The organism is Streptomyces sp. NPDC056527, assembly GCF_042794475.1.
Taxonomy (GTDB): Bacteria; Actinomycetota; Actinomycetes; order Streptomycetales; family Streptomycetaceae; genus Streptomyces.
This window is the reverse complement of sequence record NZ_JBHTTQ010000147.1, coordinates 1-13,850: the sequence shown is the minus strand read 5'-3', so window position 1 is coordinate 13,850 and position 13,850 is coordinate 1. Positions and strand designations below refer to the sequence as shown.

The 13,850-nt window shown below is 70.6% G+C and carries 12 protein-coding genes; 7 read left to right on the top strand and 5 right to left on the bottom strand.

Annotated elements, in window-relative coordinates; genetic code table 11:
• The first annotated feature begins 104 nt into the window (after window positions 1-104).
• The gene (locus tag ACFQ7Q_RS35370; RefSeq protein ID WP_383562495.1) at window positions 105-848 is read left to right on the top strand and encodes an endonuclease/exonuclease/phosphatase family protein; all 744 of its coding nucleotides are present in this window, start codon (window positions 105-107) and stop codon (window positions 846-848) included.
• Window positions 849-887: 39 nt separating this feature from the next.
• Here the strand turns inward: ACFQ7Q_RS35370 and ACFQ7Q_RS35365 are convergent, their stop codons facing one another.
• Together ACFQ7Q_RS35365 and ACFQ7Q_RS35360 are read right to left on the bottom strand one after the other, a co-directional pair.
• Window positions 888-1,508, bottom strand: a complete 621-nt coding sequence (locus ACFQ7Q_RS35365) for a hypothetical protein (protein ID WP_383562493.1) — start codon at window positions 1,506-1,508, stop codon at window positions 888-890.
• Window positions 1,501-2,283 (bottom strand): alpha/beta hydrolase, encoded by a 783-nt coding sequence (locus ACFQ7Q_RS35360; RefSeq protein ID WP_383562491.1) that lies wholly within the window; start codon window positions 2,281-2,283, stop codon window positions 1,501-1,503. The genes ACFQ7Q_RS35365 and ACFQ7Q_RS35360 overlap by 8 nt, the downstream gene beginning before the upstream one ends.
• Window positions 2,284-2,514: 231 nt before the next feature.
• Between ACFQ7Q_RS35360 and ACFQ7Q_RS35355 the strand changes: the two genes are divergently transcribed.
• The 5 genes from ACFQ7Q_RS35355 to ACFQ7Q_RS35335 all read left to right on the top strand — a co-directional run bounded on the left by ACFQ7Q_RS35355 (window position 2,515) and on the right by ACFQ7Q_RS35335 (window position 7,413).
• Window positions 2,515-3,246 carry a lysophospholipid acyltransferase family protein gene (locus ACFQ7Q_RS35355; protein WP_362363738.1) on the top strand — a complete coding sequence of 244 codons (732 nt, stop codon included), beginning with the start codon at window positions 2,515-2,517 and terminating at the stop codon, window positions 3,244-3,246.
• Between the two features lie 34 nt (window positions 3,247-3,280).
• Window positions 3,281-4,492: a MacS family sensor histidine kinase gene (gene macS, locus ACFQ7Q_RS35350; RefSeq protein WP_383562489.1), complete on the top strand. Its 1,212-nt coding sequence runs from the start codon at window positions 3,281-3,283 to the stop codon at window positions 4,490-4,492.
• A complete protein-coding gene (locus ACFQ7Q_RS35345; RefSeq protein ID WP_362363627.1) occupies window positions 4,489-5,160 on the top strand; it encodes a response regulator transcription factor in 672 nt (223 codons plus the stop codon). Before macS ends, ACFQ7Q_RS35345 begins: the two co-directional genes overlap by 4 nt.
• A 152-nt stretch (window positions 5,161-5,312) precedes the next feature.
• Window positions 5,313-6,341 carry a 6-phosphofructokinase gene (locus ACFQ7Q_RS35340; RefSeq protein ID WP_383562486.1) on the top strand — a complete coding sequence of 343 codons (1,029 nt, stop codon included), beginning with the start codon at window positions 5,313-5,315 and terminating at the stop codon, window positions 6,339-6,341.
• 73 nt (window positions 6,342-6,414) lie between these two features.
• Complete coding sequence (locus tag ACFQ7Q_RS35335) at window positions 6,415-7,413, top strand: 2-hydroxyacid dehydrogenase (RefSeq protein ID WP_383562485.1); 999 nt, start codon at window positions 6,415-6,417, stop codon at window positions 7,411-7,413.
• 3 nt (window positions 7,414-7,416) lie between these two features.
• Here ACFQ7Q_RS35335 and ACFQ7Q_RS35330 read toward each other — a convergent pair whose 3' ends face one another.
• The 3 genes from ACFQ7Q_RS35330 to ACFQ7Q_RS35320 form a co-directional block, all read right to left on the bottom strand.
• Window positions 7,417-9,285: an anthranilate synthase family protein gene (locus ACFQ7Q_RS35330; protein WP_383562483.1), complete on the bottom strand. Its 1,869-nt coding sequence runs from the start codon at window positions 9,283-9,285 to the stop codon at window positions 7,417-7,419.
• A gap of 98 nt (window positions 9,286-9,383) precedes the next feature.
• The gene (locus ACFQ7Q_RS35325) at window positions 9,384-9,440 is read right to left on the bottom strand and encodes a trp operon leader peptide (protein ID WP_079110815.1); all 57 of its coding nucleotides are present in this window, start codon (window positions 9,438-9,440) and stop codon (window positions 9,384-9,386) included.
• A gap of 99 nt (window positions 9,441-9,539) precedes the next feature.
• A complete protein-coding gene (locus tag ACFQ7Q_RS35320) occupies window positions 9,540-12,323 on the bottom strand; it encodes an N-acetylmuramoyl-L-alanine amidase (protein ID WP_383562481.1) in 2,784 nt (927 codons plus the stop codon).
• Window positions 12,324-12,480: 157 nt separating this feature from the next.
• Here ACFQ7Q_RS35320 and ACFQ7Q_RS35315 point away from each other — a divergent pair, with 157 nt between their 5' ends.
• Complete coding sequence (locus tag ACFQ7Q_RS35315) at window positions 12,481-13,833, top strand: class II 3-deoxy-7-phosphoheptulonate synthase (protein ID WP_383562479.1); 1,353 nt, start codon at window positions 12,481-12,483, stop codon at window positions 13,831-13,833.
• The last annotated feature ends 17 nt before the right edge of the window (window positions 13,834-13,850 follow it).

Here is a 13,850-nt window from a genome sequence, read left to right as displayed (position 1 = left end):
GCCCCGCGCGCCCGCGCACGGGGCGGCGTTCCGCATGCCGAGGCCACCGTTTTCCCGGTCGCGCCCTCTGGGGAGCTGCGGGCCGTTGTCGTATGTTGCTGCGCATGGCGATCACCGCGCTGCCCAACTCCCGCACCGAGGCGGACGGTTCGGCCGTCGTCCGGGTGCTCAGTTACAACATCCGCTCGATGCGCGACGACGAGGACGCCCTCGCCCGGGTCATCCGGGCCTGCGCCCCCGATCTCGTCTTCGTCCAGGAGGCGCCGCGCTTCTTCCGCTGGCGCAAGCACGCGGCCCGGCTCGCCGCCAAGAGCGAGCTCGTCGTGCTGAGCGGCGGCGCCACGGCCGCGGGGCCGCTGCTGATGTGCTCGCTGAGGGCCACCGTGGAACGGACCGAGGACGTCCTGCTGCCGCTCACCCCCGGACTGCACCGGCGCGGTTTCGCGACCGCCGTCGTACGGTTCGCGGGCGCGAGGGTCGGGCTGATCAGCTGTCATCTGAGCCTGCGGAGCGACGAGCGGTACGCGCAGGCCGGGATGCTCCTCGACCGGGTCGCCGCCATGGCCGTCCCGCACACGATCGTCGCCGGGGACCTCAACGAACGCCCCGGCGGGCGCAGCTTCACCCGCCTGACCAAGGAGCTCCAGGACGGCTGGGCGGCCGGCCCCTGGGGCGGCGAGTACACCTCGACGCCCACCGATCCGCACCAGCGCATCGACGCGATCCTGGCGACGGAGGGCGTCGAGTTCCTCGGCTGCGGAGTCCCGCCGGACCTCGACCCGACGGACCTGAGAGCGGCGACGGACCACCTTCCGGTCCTGGCGGCGGTCCGGATCCCGGCGGGCTGAGCCGGACGGAGTCCGCCCGCGGCGCCGGGAGCGTGGGCCCTACACCACCGCGCCCCGGCCCGGGTCGTCGAAGCCGTCATCGTCGTCGTCGTGCTTCATGCGCGCCACCAGCGTCGCGAAGCCGCCGAGGAAGCCGCCCACGCAGAGCGTCGTCAGCCACCACGTCATGTCCCACTGGAGCAGCACCGCGAGCAGCATCAGCACCGGGCCGCCGACGACGCCCAGCCACGCGAACTTCGTCGTCGCGTCCGCCTCCGGCAGCGGCGGCGGCTCGGGCGGGACGAAGTGGCCCTCGCCGTCGTCGTCGCCCTTCTTGCCGGACGGCTTCTCGCCGGCCTCGGCGTCCGGGGCCGCGAGTTCGTAGTCGCGCGGACCACCGCCCAGGCTCACCCCGGGAGCGAAGACGACCGAGCCGCCGAGGACGGGCTTCGGAGGATCCTCGTCCTCGCCGTCCTCTTCCTCCTCCTCGTCGTCCTCGTCGTCGTCACCGTCGTCGGAACCCTCCACGGGCTCCGGCAGCGCCAGGTCCTCCACCGATCTGAAGGGCTTCGCCCCCGGAGGATCCGCCGGCTCCTCGCCGTACCCGGCGACGATCGCGGCCCAGGCCGCCTCCTCGTCGATCGGCTGCGGCTCGCGCTCGCCGTCCTGCTGCTCAGCCACTGCTCGTGCTCCCCTTCTCCCCGACCGCCTCCGGAGCGAGGCGGCAGAGGAACGCCCAGCTCTCCTCGAAGATCCGCTCCGCATCGTGGTCCAACGTCGCCACGTGGTAGCTCTGTTCCAGCAGGATCTCCTTCACGTCCGTCGAGGAGATCCGGCTCAGGATCCGCGCCGTGTCGGCGGGCGGCACCACATGGTCCTGCAGGCTGTGCAGGACCACCAGAGGCTGCGTGACCTGCGGCAGCTCCGCGTCCACCGTCTGGAACAACCGGCGCAGGGAGTGCGCCGCGTGCAGCGGCACCCGGTCGTACCCGACCTCCGCGGCACCCTCCTTGGCGATGTCGCTGGCGATGCCGTTCGTCGACCGGACGAAGTGGCGGACCACCGGCAGCGCGTGCGCCGCGAGGCCGTGGACCTTGTTGCCGGGGTTCACCAGCACGAGGCCCTGCACCGCGTCCCCGTACTTGGCCGCGAGACGCAGCGACAGCGCCCCGCCCATGGACAGGCCGAAGACGAAGACCCGCTCGCAGCTCGCGAGCAGCTCCCGCAGCGCCCTGTCCACCTCCGCGTACCAGTCGTGCCAGGTCGTGAGCTGCATGTCCTCCCAGCGCGTGCCGTGCCCGGGCAGCAGCGGCAGCGACACCGTCAGACCGCGCTCGGCCAGATACTCCGCCCAGGGGCGCAGCGACTGCGGGGAACCGGTGAAACCGTGACAGAGAAGGACGCCGACCTCTCCGCCCTCATGGCGGTACGGCTCGGCTCCAGGAAGGACCGGCACCGGGGTCTCCTGTTCGGGTTCGGCTTCGGGGTGCGAGTACGGCGAGTACCGCGGCGAAGCAACGACGAAAGAGGGAAGAACCTTCACCGTACGCGACCGGACCGACACCGACCAGGGCCGTTCGCACGAAGGTGCGCCGCACACGGCCACACCCGCGAGAGCAGGCGGGAAAAGGCGGGATAAGGTCTGTCCGACGGCACACGGAAGGTACTCGAGTTGATCTACGGCGCAATGAAGTTCTCCATCGGAGGCTCACTGAAGCTCGCCTTCAGGCCTTGGGTGGAGGGCCTCGAGAACATTCCCGCCGACGGGCCGGCGATCCTCGCGAGCAACCACCTGTCCTTCTCGGACTCCTTCTTCCTGCCCGCGGTCCTCGACCGCAAGGTCACCTTCATCGCCAAGGCCGAGTACTTCACCTCGCCCGGTGTGAAGGGCAAGCTCACCGCCGCCTTCTTCAAGGGCGTCGGCCAGCTCCCCGTGGACCGTTCCGGCGCGCGCGGCGCCGGCGAGGCGGCGATCAAGGCCGGTATCGAGGTCATCGAGAAGGGCGGGCTCTTCGGGATCTACCCCGAGGGCACCCGCTCGCCCGACGGCCGTCTCTACCGGGGCAAGCCCGGCGGCCTCGCGCGCGTGGCCCTGGCCACCGGCGCGCCGGTCATCCCGGTCGCCATGATCGACACCGAGAAGATCCAGCCGCCCGGCAAGGTCGTCCCCAAGCTGATGCGCCCGGGGATCCGGATCGGCAAGCCGCTCGACTTCAGCCGCTACCACGGCATGGAGGGGGACCGCTTCATCCTCCGCTCGGTGACCGACGAGGTCATGTACGAGATCATGAAGCTGTCCGGCCAGGAGTACGTCGACATCTACGCGACCGCCGCCAAGCGTCAGATCGCGGATGCCGAGAAGGCCGCCAAGGAGGCCGTCAAGGCCGAGATCGCGGCGCGGGAAGAGTCCGGAGCCTGACCGTCTCGTAGAGGGACACCGGGGGGTGGGGGAGATGGCCAAGCGCGAGCGTGTCGTGCGGATGTCGGTCGAGCAGCCGCTGTGGCGCGCGCTGACCGCGTACCGGGTCGGAACGATGATCTACGCGGTTCTGATCTTCGTCTTCGCCCGGGACCGCTACGAGCGGCCCTGGGTGGCCGTCGCCTTCCTCGCCGTCATGTGCGCCTGGACCCTGGCCACCCTGCCCAAGGTGGCGAACGCGGCCAGCTGCACCAAGCGCTTCCTGATCGCCGACCTCGCCGTCGCCCTGACCGGCATCCTGCTCACCCCGCTCGCGGACGAGCAGGCCCAGTCGGTCGACGGCCCCACCCTGCCGACGATATGGACCGCCGGAGCCGTCCTCGCGTACGCGATCAAGGGCGGCTGGCGCTGGGCCGGCTTCGCCTCCTCGCTGGTCGCCGTCGCCAACATCATCGAGCGTGCCCACCCCACCCGGGACACCCTCCACAACGTCCTGCTGGTGTGGGTGGCGTCCATCGCCATCGGATACGTCGTCGAGGTCGCCCGCGCCTCCGAACGCACCCTCGCCCGCGCCCTGGAGATCGAGGCCGCGACCAGGGAACGCGAGCGGCTCGCCCGCGACATCCACGACAGCGTCCTCCAGGTCCTGGCGATGGTGCAGCGGCGCGGTACGGCACTGGGCGGCGAGGCGGCCGAGCTGGGCCGGATGGCGGGGGAGCAGGAGGTCGCCCTGCGCACCCTGGTCGCCGGCGGGCTGACCCGGCCGTCGCTGGTCTCCGAGGACGAGTCCGAGGGGGCCGTGGTACGCATCGTCGAGGAGCCGGACGACGACTGCCCGGTCGATCTGCGCGCCCTGCTCGCCCCGCGCGCCGGGGCGAAGGTCACGCTCTCCGACCCGGGCGCCCCGGTCGTGCTGCAGGCCGCCGCCGCCCGCGAGCTGGCCGCCGCCGTCGGCGCCGCCCTGGACAATGTCCGGGTGCACGCGGGCGGGAACGCCCGGGCCTGGATCCTGGTCGAGGACTGGCCGGACGAGGTGATCGTGACGGTACGGGACGACGGCCCGGGCATCCCGGAGGGGCGGCTCGCACAGGCGGAGGGCGAGGGCCGGATGGGCGTCGCGCTGTCCATCCGGGGCAGACTGCGCGATCTGGGCGGCACGGCCGAGCTGATCTCGGTCCCGGGCCAGGGCACGGAAGTAGAACTGAAGGTCCCGCGGGACCCACGGGGGAAGGCAGGAACACGATGAGTGAGCAGCAGATCAGAGTGATGGTCGTCGACGACCACCCGATGTGGCGGGACGCGGTCGCCCGCGACCTCGCCGAGGCGGGCTTCGACGTGGTGGCCACGGCGGGCGACGGCGAGCAGGCCGTGCGCCGCGCGGGAGCCGCCGCCCCGGACGTCCTCGTCCTGGACCTCAACCTGCCCGCCAAGCCGGGCGTCCAGGTCTGCAAGGAGCTGGTCGGCGCCAACCCCCGGCTGCGGGTCCTCGTGCTCTCCGCGAGCGGCGAGCACGCCGACGTGCTGGAGGCGGTCAAGTCCGGCGCCACCGGCTATCTGCTGAAGTCCGCCAGCACGGCCGAGCTGATCGACGCCGTGCGCCGCACCGCAGTAGGCGACCCCGTCTTCACCCCCGGTCTCGCCGGCCTGGTCCTCGGCGAGTACCGCCGCCTCGCCTCCGAGCCCGTTCCGGCGGCCGGCGGCGACGAGTCGAAGGCCCCGCAGCTGACCGAGCGCGAGACCGAGGTCCTGCGCCTGGTCGCCAAGGGCCTGAGCTACAAGCAGATCGCCGAACGGCTGGTCATCTCGCACCGCACCGTGCAGAACCACGTCCAGAACACCCTGGGCAAGCTCCAGCTGCACAACCGGGTGGAGCTCGTCCGGTACGCCATCGAGCGCGGCCTCGACGACGCCTGAGCATCCGGGCGCGCCGGCCCGGGCGTCCGTGCGCATCGGGCCCGATCCTCCGGGCGGGCGCGGACAATTCACTCTTCGCGCTGTGTCGGAGTGACCCACGTCACTATTAGCGTGGGTCGCGCATCCCGTCCGCCACGGTGAAGGAGAGCTCCATGCGCGTCGGCGTACTGACCGGGGGCGGCGACTGCCCCGGTCTCAACGCGGTCATCCGCGCCATCGTCCGCAAGGGCGTCCAGGAGTACGGCTACGAGTTCACCGGGTTCCGCGACGGTTGGCGCGGCCCGCTGGACGGCGTCACCGTACGACTCGACATCCCCGCCGTCCGCGGCATCCTGCCGCGCGGCGGCACCATCCTCGGCTCCTCGCGCACCAACCCGCTCAAGGTGGAGCACGGCATCCGCAGGATCAAGGAGAACCTCGCCAAGTGCGAGATCGACGCCCTGATCGCGATCGGCGGTGAGGACACCCTCGGGGTCGCCGCCCGACTGGTCGACGAGTACGGCGTCCCCTGCGTGGGCGTGCCGAAGACCATCGACAACGACCTGTCCGCCACCGACTACACCTTCGGCTTCGACACCGCCGTCGGGATCGCCACCGAGGCCATCGACCGCCTCCACACCACCGCCGAGTCCCATATGCGGGTCCTGGTGGTGGAGGTGATGGGCCGTCACGCCGGCTGGATCGCCCTGCACTCCGGTCTCGCGGGCGGCGCCAACGTCATCCTCATCCCCGAGCAGCGCTTCGACCTCGACCAGGTCTGCGCCTGGGTCACCTCGCGCTTCAAGGCCACGTACGCCCCGATCGTGGTCGTCGCGGAGGGGGCGATGCCCCGGGACGGGGACATGGTCCTCAAGGACGGCACCCTCGACTCGTACGGACACGTCCGGCTCTCGGGTGTGGGCGAGTGGCTCGCCAAGGAGATCGAGCGGCGGACGGGGAACGAGGCCCGGACCACCGTCCTCGGTCATGTGCAGCGCGGCGGCACCCCCAGCGCCTTCGACCGCTGGCTCGCCACCCGCTTCGGCCTGCATGCCATCGAGGCCGTCCGCGACGGGGACTTCGGGAAGATGGTCGCGCTGCGCGGCACCGACATCGTCCGCGTCCCGATCGCGGAGGCCACGGCGCGGCTCAAGACGGTCGATCCGGAGCTGTACGCCGAGGTGGGGGTCTTCTTCGGCTGAGCATCACCCCGCCCCGGGCCGTATATTCGCAGTTCGCGCATATACGGCCCAACGGTCATCCGAGAGGAAAGTCGTGGAAATCCTTGCATTCGGTGTGCAGGCCGACGAGAAGCCGCTGCTCGAGAAGGCATTCGAGGGACACCACGACATCCGCTGCCTGGAGGTGTTCCTCTCCCAGGACACCGCCCCCATCGCCGCCGGCTACGAGATCGTCTCCACGAGCGTCAACGCCGACCTCGGCGCAGGAGTCCTGCGGACCCTCGCCGACGGCGGCACGAAGTGCGTCGCGCAGCGCTCCACCGGCTTCAACAACATCGACCTCGACGTGGCCGCCGGGCTGGGCCTCACCATCGCCCGGGTCTCGTACTACTCCCCCTACTCCGTCGCCGAGTTCGCCTGGACCCTGGCGCTGGCCGTCAACCGGCGGATCGTCCGCGCCTCCAACCGCACCCGTGACTTCGACTTCAGGCTGGACGGGCTGATGGGCCGCGACCTGCGCGGCCGCACGGTCGGCGTCCTCGGCACCGGGAAGATCGGCGAGGCGTTCACCCGGATCGCCCACGGCTTCGGCATGCGCCTCCTCGGCTGGGACATCGCCGAGAACCCCGCCTGCCTCGAACTCGGCATGGAGTACGTCGAGAAGGAGCAGCTCCTCGCCGAGGCCGATCTGGTCAGCCTGCACGTCCCGCTGCTCCCCGCGACCCGGCACCTCCTGGACGCCGCCGCCCTCAGGACGATGAAGGAGGACGCCATCCTGGTGAACTCCAGCCGGGGCGGCCTCATCGACACCGAGGCGCTGGTGTCGGAGCTCCGCGCCGGCCGGTTCACCGGCGTGGGACTCGACGTGTACGAGGCGGAGGCCGGGCTCTTCTTCCTCGACAAGTCCCTGGAGGTCGTCGCGGACGACACCCTGGCCCGTCTGGTCACCTTCCCGAACGTGGTGGTCACCTCCCACCAGGCGTACTTCACGATCGACGCGGTCGGCCAGATCATCGACACGACCGTCCGGAACGTCCTCGACCACATCGCGGGGCGGCGCAGCGAGAACGTCCTGGTCCCGGCCGCTTCCTAGCCGCTAGACCAGCACCCCGGCGAGCAGGGACGCGGTCAGCGCCGCCCCCTCCATCGTCAGCACCGACTCCGGGTGGAACTGCACCCCCGCGAAGCCCGGCCCGCGCAGGGCGTGGACCTCGTCCGTCTCCGCGTCCCGGCTCACCTCGATCCGGTGCAGGGCCAGTTCGGTGGCGGTGCGGTCGTCGCAGCGGGCGGTGAAGCTGTTGTAGAAGCCGACCGTCTGCTCCTGCCCGAAGAGGTCGATCCGCATCTGCGCACCCTGGAACGGGGTGCGCTTGCGGACGATCTCCAGGCCCAGCTCGGCCGCGATCAGCTCGTGGCCCAGGCAGACGCCGAGCAGTCCGTGCCGGTGGTCCCGTACGAGCTCGGCCGTGAGGCCCCGGAGGAAGCGCATCTTCGGGTCGGCCGCGTCACCCGGGTCGCCGGGCCCGGGGCCGAGCACCACCGGGCCGTCGTGGGCGAGCGCGAGCTCCCGCAGCCCCGGCTCGTCGTAGCGGACGACCGAGACCTCCAGGCCAGATGAGCGCAGCAGGTGCGCGAGCATCGCCGTGAAGGTGTCCTCGGCGTCGATCACCAGCGCGTGGCCGCTCAGCTCGGCCGACCGGACCTGCATCCGCAGCCAGAACGGCGCAAGGTCGGCCCTCCGGGCGTCCAGCGCCGCCCGCACCCGCGGATCGTCCGCGAGCCGGGCCGCCCGGGGGGACTCCTCGCGCGGCCGCCCCTCCCGCACCCCGAGGGCCGTGAGGACGCCCGCCGCCTTGGCATGGGTCTCGGCGACCTCGCCCGCCGGGTCGGAGTGGCGGACCAGGGTCGCGCCGACCGGCACGCGCAGCCGTCCGTCCCCCGAGATGTCGGCGGTCCGGATGAGGATCGGGGAGTCCAGCGTCTGGACCCCGTTCTCGTCGGTGCCGAGCAGGGCCAGGGCGCCCGCGTAGTAGCCGCGCCCGCCGGCCTCGTGCCGCTCGATGACCCGGCAGGCGTTCTGCACGGGCGAGCCGGTGACCGTCGCCGCGAACATCGTCTCCCGCAGCACCTCGCGTACGTCGAGGGACGAACGGCCGCGCAGCTCGTACTCGGTGTGCGCGAGATGCGCCATCTCCTTGAGCCGCGGACCGATCACCACCCCGCCCATGTCACCGACCGTGCACATCATCTTCAGCTCCTCGTCGACCACCATGGAGAGCTCCTCGGTCTCCTTGCGGTCGGCGAGGAAGGCGAGCAGATCCTCGGGGGTCGGCGCGGTGCCGGCCGGGTAGCGGTACGTGCCGCTGATCGGGTTCATCACGACGGTTCCGCCGGACATCCGGACGTGCACCTCGGGGCTCGCCCCGACCAGGGTGCGCTCTCCGGTGTGGACGACGAAGGTCCAGTACGCGCCCCGCTCGCCCGCGAGGAGACGGCGGAAGAGCGCGAGGGCGTCGGCGCGCCCGAAGCCCGGGATCTCGCCGGTGTAGGTACGGCGGATGACGAAGTTGGCGCCCTCGCCCGCACCGATCTCCTCGTCGATCACCCGCCGCACGATCTCGGCGTACGCCTCGTCCGACACGTCGAAGCCGCCGCCCTCCACCCGCACGTCATGGGCCGGCAACTGCTCCATGGCGGCCGCGAGCGGAAGCTCGTACGCCTCCTCGGCGACCAGCACGGAGAGCGGTGTGCCGTCGTCGCGGACGTCGAAGCCGCGCTCGCGGATCTGCCGGAACGGCACGAGGGCCAGCGTCGGCAGCGCGCCGACGGGCAGCTCGGAGAGCCGTTCGGCCTCGTGGACCCCGCCGATCAGCACCTCGACGGTGTCGTGATCACGGCCGGGAGTGCGCCTGCGGAGCAGGGCGAAGGGAGGGCAGGAGTCGTCGAGGAGACGGGAGAGGTCCATGGAGCGGGTTCCTTCCGGGATTCGGAGAGGAACGGCCTCGGGGGAACGAGAAAGGCCGCCCCTCGGGCGGCCTTCGCGTGTCGTGGATGTACGCGCAGTCAGTGGGCCGCCGGATGAGCGGTCCACCACCAGTTCTGGATCTGCAGCGCGAACATACGAGCACTGTAGCCCAGCCGGACACGGAAACGGGGCCCGGTCCGCACCGTGGACGGTGCGGGCCGGGCCCCTTTCTGTGATCGGTCCGATCCGAAGGATCAGAAGATCATGGTGTAGATCTGCCAGCCCGGACCCATCTTGATGCGCCCGCCGATCGGGGACGCGGCGTTGCCCGTGCCCGGGTACAGCCACGCGACGCCGGTGGTGTCGCGGGCCATGAGGTCGACCCTGCCGTCACCGGTCAGGTCGCTCGGGCCGAGGATCACGTTGTGCATGTTCCATCCGGTGCCGACCTGGACCCGGCTGGTGTACGGGGCGGCGGCGTTGCCGGTGCCCTTGTGCATCCACAGGACGCCGGTCTTGTCGCGGCCCAGGATGTCGGCCTTGCCGTCACCGGTCAGGTCGCCGGCGCCGACGATCATGCTGTAGACGTGCCAGCCGGTGCCCAGCTGCGTGCGACCGGTGAACGGGACGGACGGGTTGCCGGTGCCCTGGAAGAGGTACACCGCGCCCGACTTCTCGCGGGTGAGGAGATCGGCCTTGCCGTCACCGGTGAGGTCGCGGGCGCCGACGATCTGGTCGTAGCCGCCCCAGCCGGAGCCGACCTTGACCCGCCCCTTGAACGGCGAGGAGGGGTTGCCGCTGCCCTGGTGGTACCAGAGCACGCCGGAGGCGTCGCGGCCGACGACGTCGCCGGTGCCGTCGGCACGCAGCGCGGTCATCGGGGCGACCAGGTTGTAGACGTTCCAGCCGGTGCCGGCGCGGTAACGACGCAGGAACTGGAAGTTGGCGTTGCCGGTGCCCTGGTACTGCCAGTAGGCGCCGGAGCTGTCACGGGCGATGACGTTGTAGCGGTTGGTGGCGGCGACCGGCGCGGCGGCGGGGACCTCCACGATGTCGCTCTGCTTCACCCAGGTGATCTTGTGGTGGAAGCGGATCGGCACGTAGAGCGTGCTGCCGACGACGTTCTTCTGCGCGGAGCCGAACCAGTCGTCGCCCTGCACCGCCGGGCCGGCCTTCGTGTAGGCCTGACCCGAGGCGAAGGTGAACTTCGTCAGGTTGGCGTTCTCGTCACCCGGGGCGGCGAGGCCCGCGGCGGTGTAGGCGGCGGTCTCCGGGAACGAACGCCCGTAGACCTTGGCCGAGGTCGCCCCTGCCTTCACCTGCACGGTCGTGGCACCGGTGACGGGCACGGTGTACTGACCGCCCGGGTTGTAGAACCAGGCCTTCTTGCCCGCGTACCAGATCGCCGTCCAGTCGTACTGGGCCTCGGCGACGACGTAGCTGCCACCCGCGCGGACCTTGTTCCCGTAGTTCGAGCCCTCGGACCAGAGGGAGGTGAAGTACGGGTCGACCAGCGTCGAGGCGGTCGTCGACGGGGAGGTGTAGAGGTAGCCGAAGTTGGACGGGCGGGCCGTGACGGCGTTGGTTCCGACCGTCAGCTTCGGCTGGTTGGCCGTGGTGAACGGCGGAACGACCCGGACCACCTGGCCGGCCCTGAGCAGACCGCCCGCGCCCTGGTCGCCCTGCGGGGCGCCCAGCAGCTTCATGTAGTGGTTCCAGTCCCAGTACGGGCCCGCGTCCCAGTGGAGCTTGCTGACGCCGGCGTCCGTCTGGAGCGCCACCTCGTCATGGCCGATGATGTGCTCGCGGTCCAGCGGCACGTTGTACTTCGCGGCCAGGAACTTCACGAGGTCGGCGGAGGACTGGTACTGGGACTCGGTGTACCACTTCCCCTCCTTGATCGCGTAGCCCTCGTGCTCCACGCCGATGGCGTGCATGTTGTGGGTCCAGTTGCCCGCGTGCCACGCCAGGTGCTTGTTCTCGATCATCTGGGTGACGAGACCGTCCGAGGCACGGATCAGGTAGTGGGCGCTGCCCGGCACGTCGGGGTTGGTGAGCGCCGCGAGCGAGCCGTCGTAGCCGCCCTCGGTGTCGTGGATGACGATCTGGCGGATGTCCACGCCCTGGTTCGGGCGGTCGCCGAGCGTGTAGTTGCGCTTGCCCGTGCTCGACGTGCGGGACGGCACGAAGTTGCAGCTCAGGCCGGAGGGGCACTCGGGCGTCGGCACGGCCGTCGTGGACGCGAAGCTCGCCGCGAGCGGGACGTTCGAGGGCTTGACCGGCTGGACCGCCGGGTCGGCCGGCAGAGCGACGTACTCGCCGTCCAGGGTGAGCTCGCGCTCGCCCGTCCTGATGGACTCGAAGACGCGCTTCGCGAAGAGGTCGGCGCCCTTCTTGTCGGGCGACTCGCTGTAGCGCGCCACGGCCGGGTACCAGGCGCCCGGGTCGTCGGACAGCTCCGCGCCGGCCTGCTTCTGGTACTCCGCGAGCAGCGCGGCGCCGGCTCGGATGGACTCGGAGGTGTCGTTCTGGACCTCCTCGGCGGAGGCGTCGATCAGCTCGGCGGCCTTGTCCAGGGTGTGCAGCCGGGGGTCGTCGGTGTCGACCTCCGCCTTCTCCAGGATCTGGCGGACCTTGGCGGGGTCGAACGACTTCTCGATCTCGGGCTTGCCGCTGCCGTTGAAGTGCTCGACGGCATCGCCGTCGTGCTTGTCGTCGTCGATGTCCTCCGGGTCGACCTTCGTCAGCCCCATGACGTTGTACGAGCCGGTCGTGCTCGGCTCGCCGTCGTGGGACTCCCACCGCGTCTGCCGGTACGACACGGCCATCAGCACGCTCTGCGGCACGTCGAACTCGCGCGCCGCGTCCGCGAACTGCGACTGCAGCGACGCGTCGGCGCCGTTCTTGTCGTCCGAGGCGCCCAGGATCCCGGGCGACGCCACGGCGATCGTGCCGATGGTCGCGGTGGCGACGATCGCCGCCGCCGCACCGTAAAGCAGCCGTTTCTTCTTGCGGTCCTTGCGGTGCCCTTGAGACACACCCACCCCTGTGATTAATTCAAGCCTCAGATGTTGAAACGCGCGTGAGGGTAACACCACTCGAAGGAGTGACCCTTGTCCGCAGACATTTCGGACGTGCGTCTCAGCCACTGGTCGCGTCCCTGGACAGGTCGCCGGACCCCGTAATGTGGTGGTTGTGACCGTGAACGCTAAGACCACCGCTACCGGTGGCAACACCTGGCGAGACCTTCCCGCGGCGCAGCAGCCTGAGTACCCCGATGCCGAGGCTCTGCGCGATGTGATCGCGGACCTCGAGTCGTATCCGCCGCTCGTCTTCGCGGGCGAGTGCGATCAGCTGCGCGCCCGTATGGGAGCCGTCGCCCGTGGCGAGGCGTTCCTGCTCCAGGGTGGCGACTGCGCCGAGGCCTTCGACGCCGTTTCCGCCGACCACATCCGTGCCAAGCTCAAGACCCTGCTCCAGATGAGCGCCGTCCTGACGTACGCGGCCTCCGTGCCCGTCGTCAAGGTCGGTCGTATCGCCGGGCAGTACTCCAAGCCCCGCTCCAAGGGGACCGAGACCCGCGACGGCGTGACCCTGCCGACGTACCGGGGCGACTCGGTCAACGGCTTCGACTTCAACGAGAAGGCCCGCATCCCGGACCCCGAGCGCCTGAAGCGGATGTACAACGCCTCCGCCTCCACGCTCAACCTGGTGCGCGCCTTCACCACCGGCGGCTACGCCGACCTGCGCCAGGTGCATGCCTGGAACCAGGACTTCGTGAAGTCGTCGCCCTCGGGTCAGCGCTACGAGGCGCTCGCCCGCGAGATCGACAACGCCCTGAACTTCATGAAGGCCTGTGGCACCGACCCGGCCGAGTTCAAGGCCGTCGAGTTCTACGCCTCCCACGAGGCGCTGCTGCTCGACTACGAGGGTGCCCTGACCCGTACGGACTCGCGCACCGGCAAGCTGTACGACACCTCCGGCCACATGGTCTGGATCGGTGAGCGCACCCGCCAGCTCGACCACGCCCACATCGAGTTCGCCTCGCAGATCGCGAACCCGATCGGCATCAAGCTGGGCCCGACGACCACGGTCGACGACGCGCTGACGTACATCGACCGCCTGGACCCGGACCGCGAGCCCGGCCGGCTGACCTTCATCGTCCGCATGGGCGCCGACAAGGTCCGGGACAAGCTCCCGGAGCTGGTCGAGAAGGTCACCGCCTCCGGCGCGACCGTCGCCTGGGTCACCGACCCGATGCACGGCAACACCTTCGAGGCGGCCTCCGGTCACAAGACCCGGCGCTTCGACGACGTGCTCGACGAGGTCAAGGGCTTCTTCGAGGTCCACAAGGGCCTCGGCACGCACCCGGGCGGCATCCACGTCGAGCTCACCGGTGACGACGTCACCGAGTGCGTGGGCGGCGGCGACGAGATCTTCGTCGACGACCTGCACCAGCGCTACGAGACGGCCTGCGACCCGCGGCTGAACCGCAGCCAGTCCCTGGACCTGGCGTTCCTGGTCGCCGAGATGTACCGCGATCAGTAAGTAGCTTCCTACGACCC

Bases quoted from the DNA above. Each gene is read 5' to 3' on its own strand.
- macS (WP_383562489.1), top strand. From the start codon at position 3,281: ATGGCCAAGCGCGAGCGTGTCGTGCGGATGTCGGTCGAGCAGCCGCTG.
- ACFQ7Q_RS35330 (WP_383562483.1), bottom strand. From the start codon at position 9,285: ATGGACCTCTCCCGTCTCCTCGACGACTCCTGCCCTCCCTTCGCCCTG.
- ACFQ7Q_RS35355 (WP_362363738.1), top strand. From the start codon at position 2,515: ATGAAGTTCTCCATCGGAGGCTCACTGAAGCTCGCCTTCAGGCCTTGG.
- ACFQ7Q_RS35340 (WP_383562486.1), top strand. From the start codon at position 5,313: ATGCGCGTCGGCGTACTGACCGGGGGCGGCGACTGCCCCGGTCTCAAC.
- ACFQ7Q_RS35370 (WP_383562495.1), top strand. From the start codon at position 105: ATGGCGATCACCGCGCTGCCCAACTCCCGCACCGAGGCGGACGGTTCG.
- ACFQ7Q_RS35345 (WP_362363627.1), top strand. From the start codon at position 4,489: ATGAGTGAGCAGCAGATCAGAGTGATGGTCGTCGACGACCACCCGATG.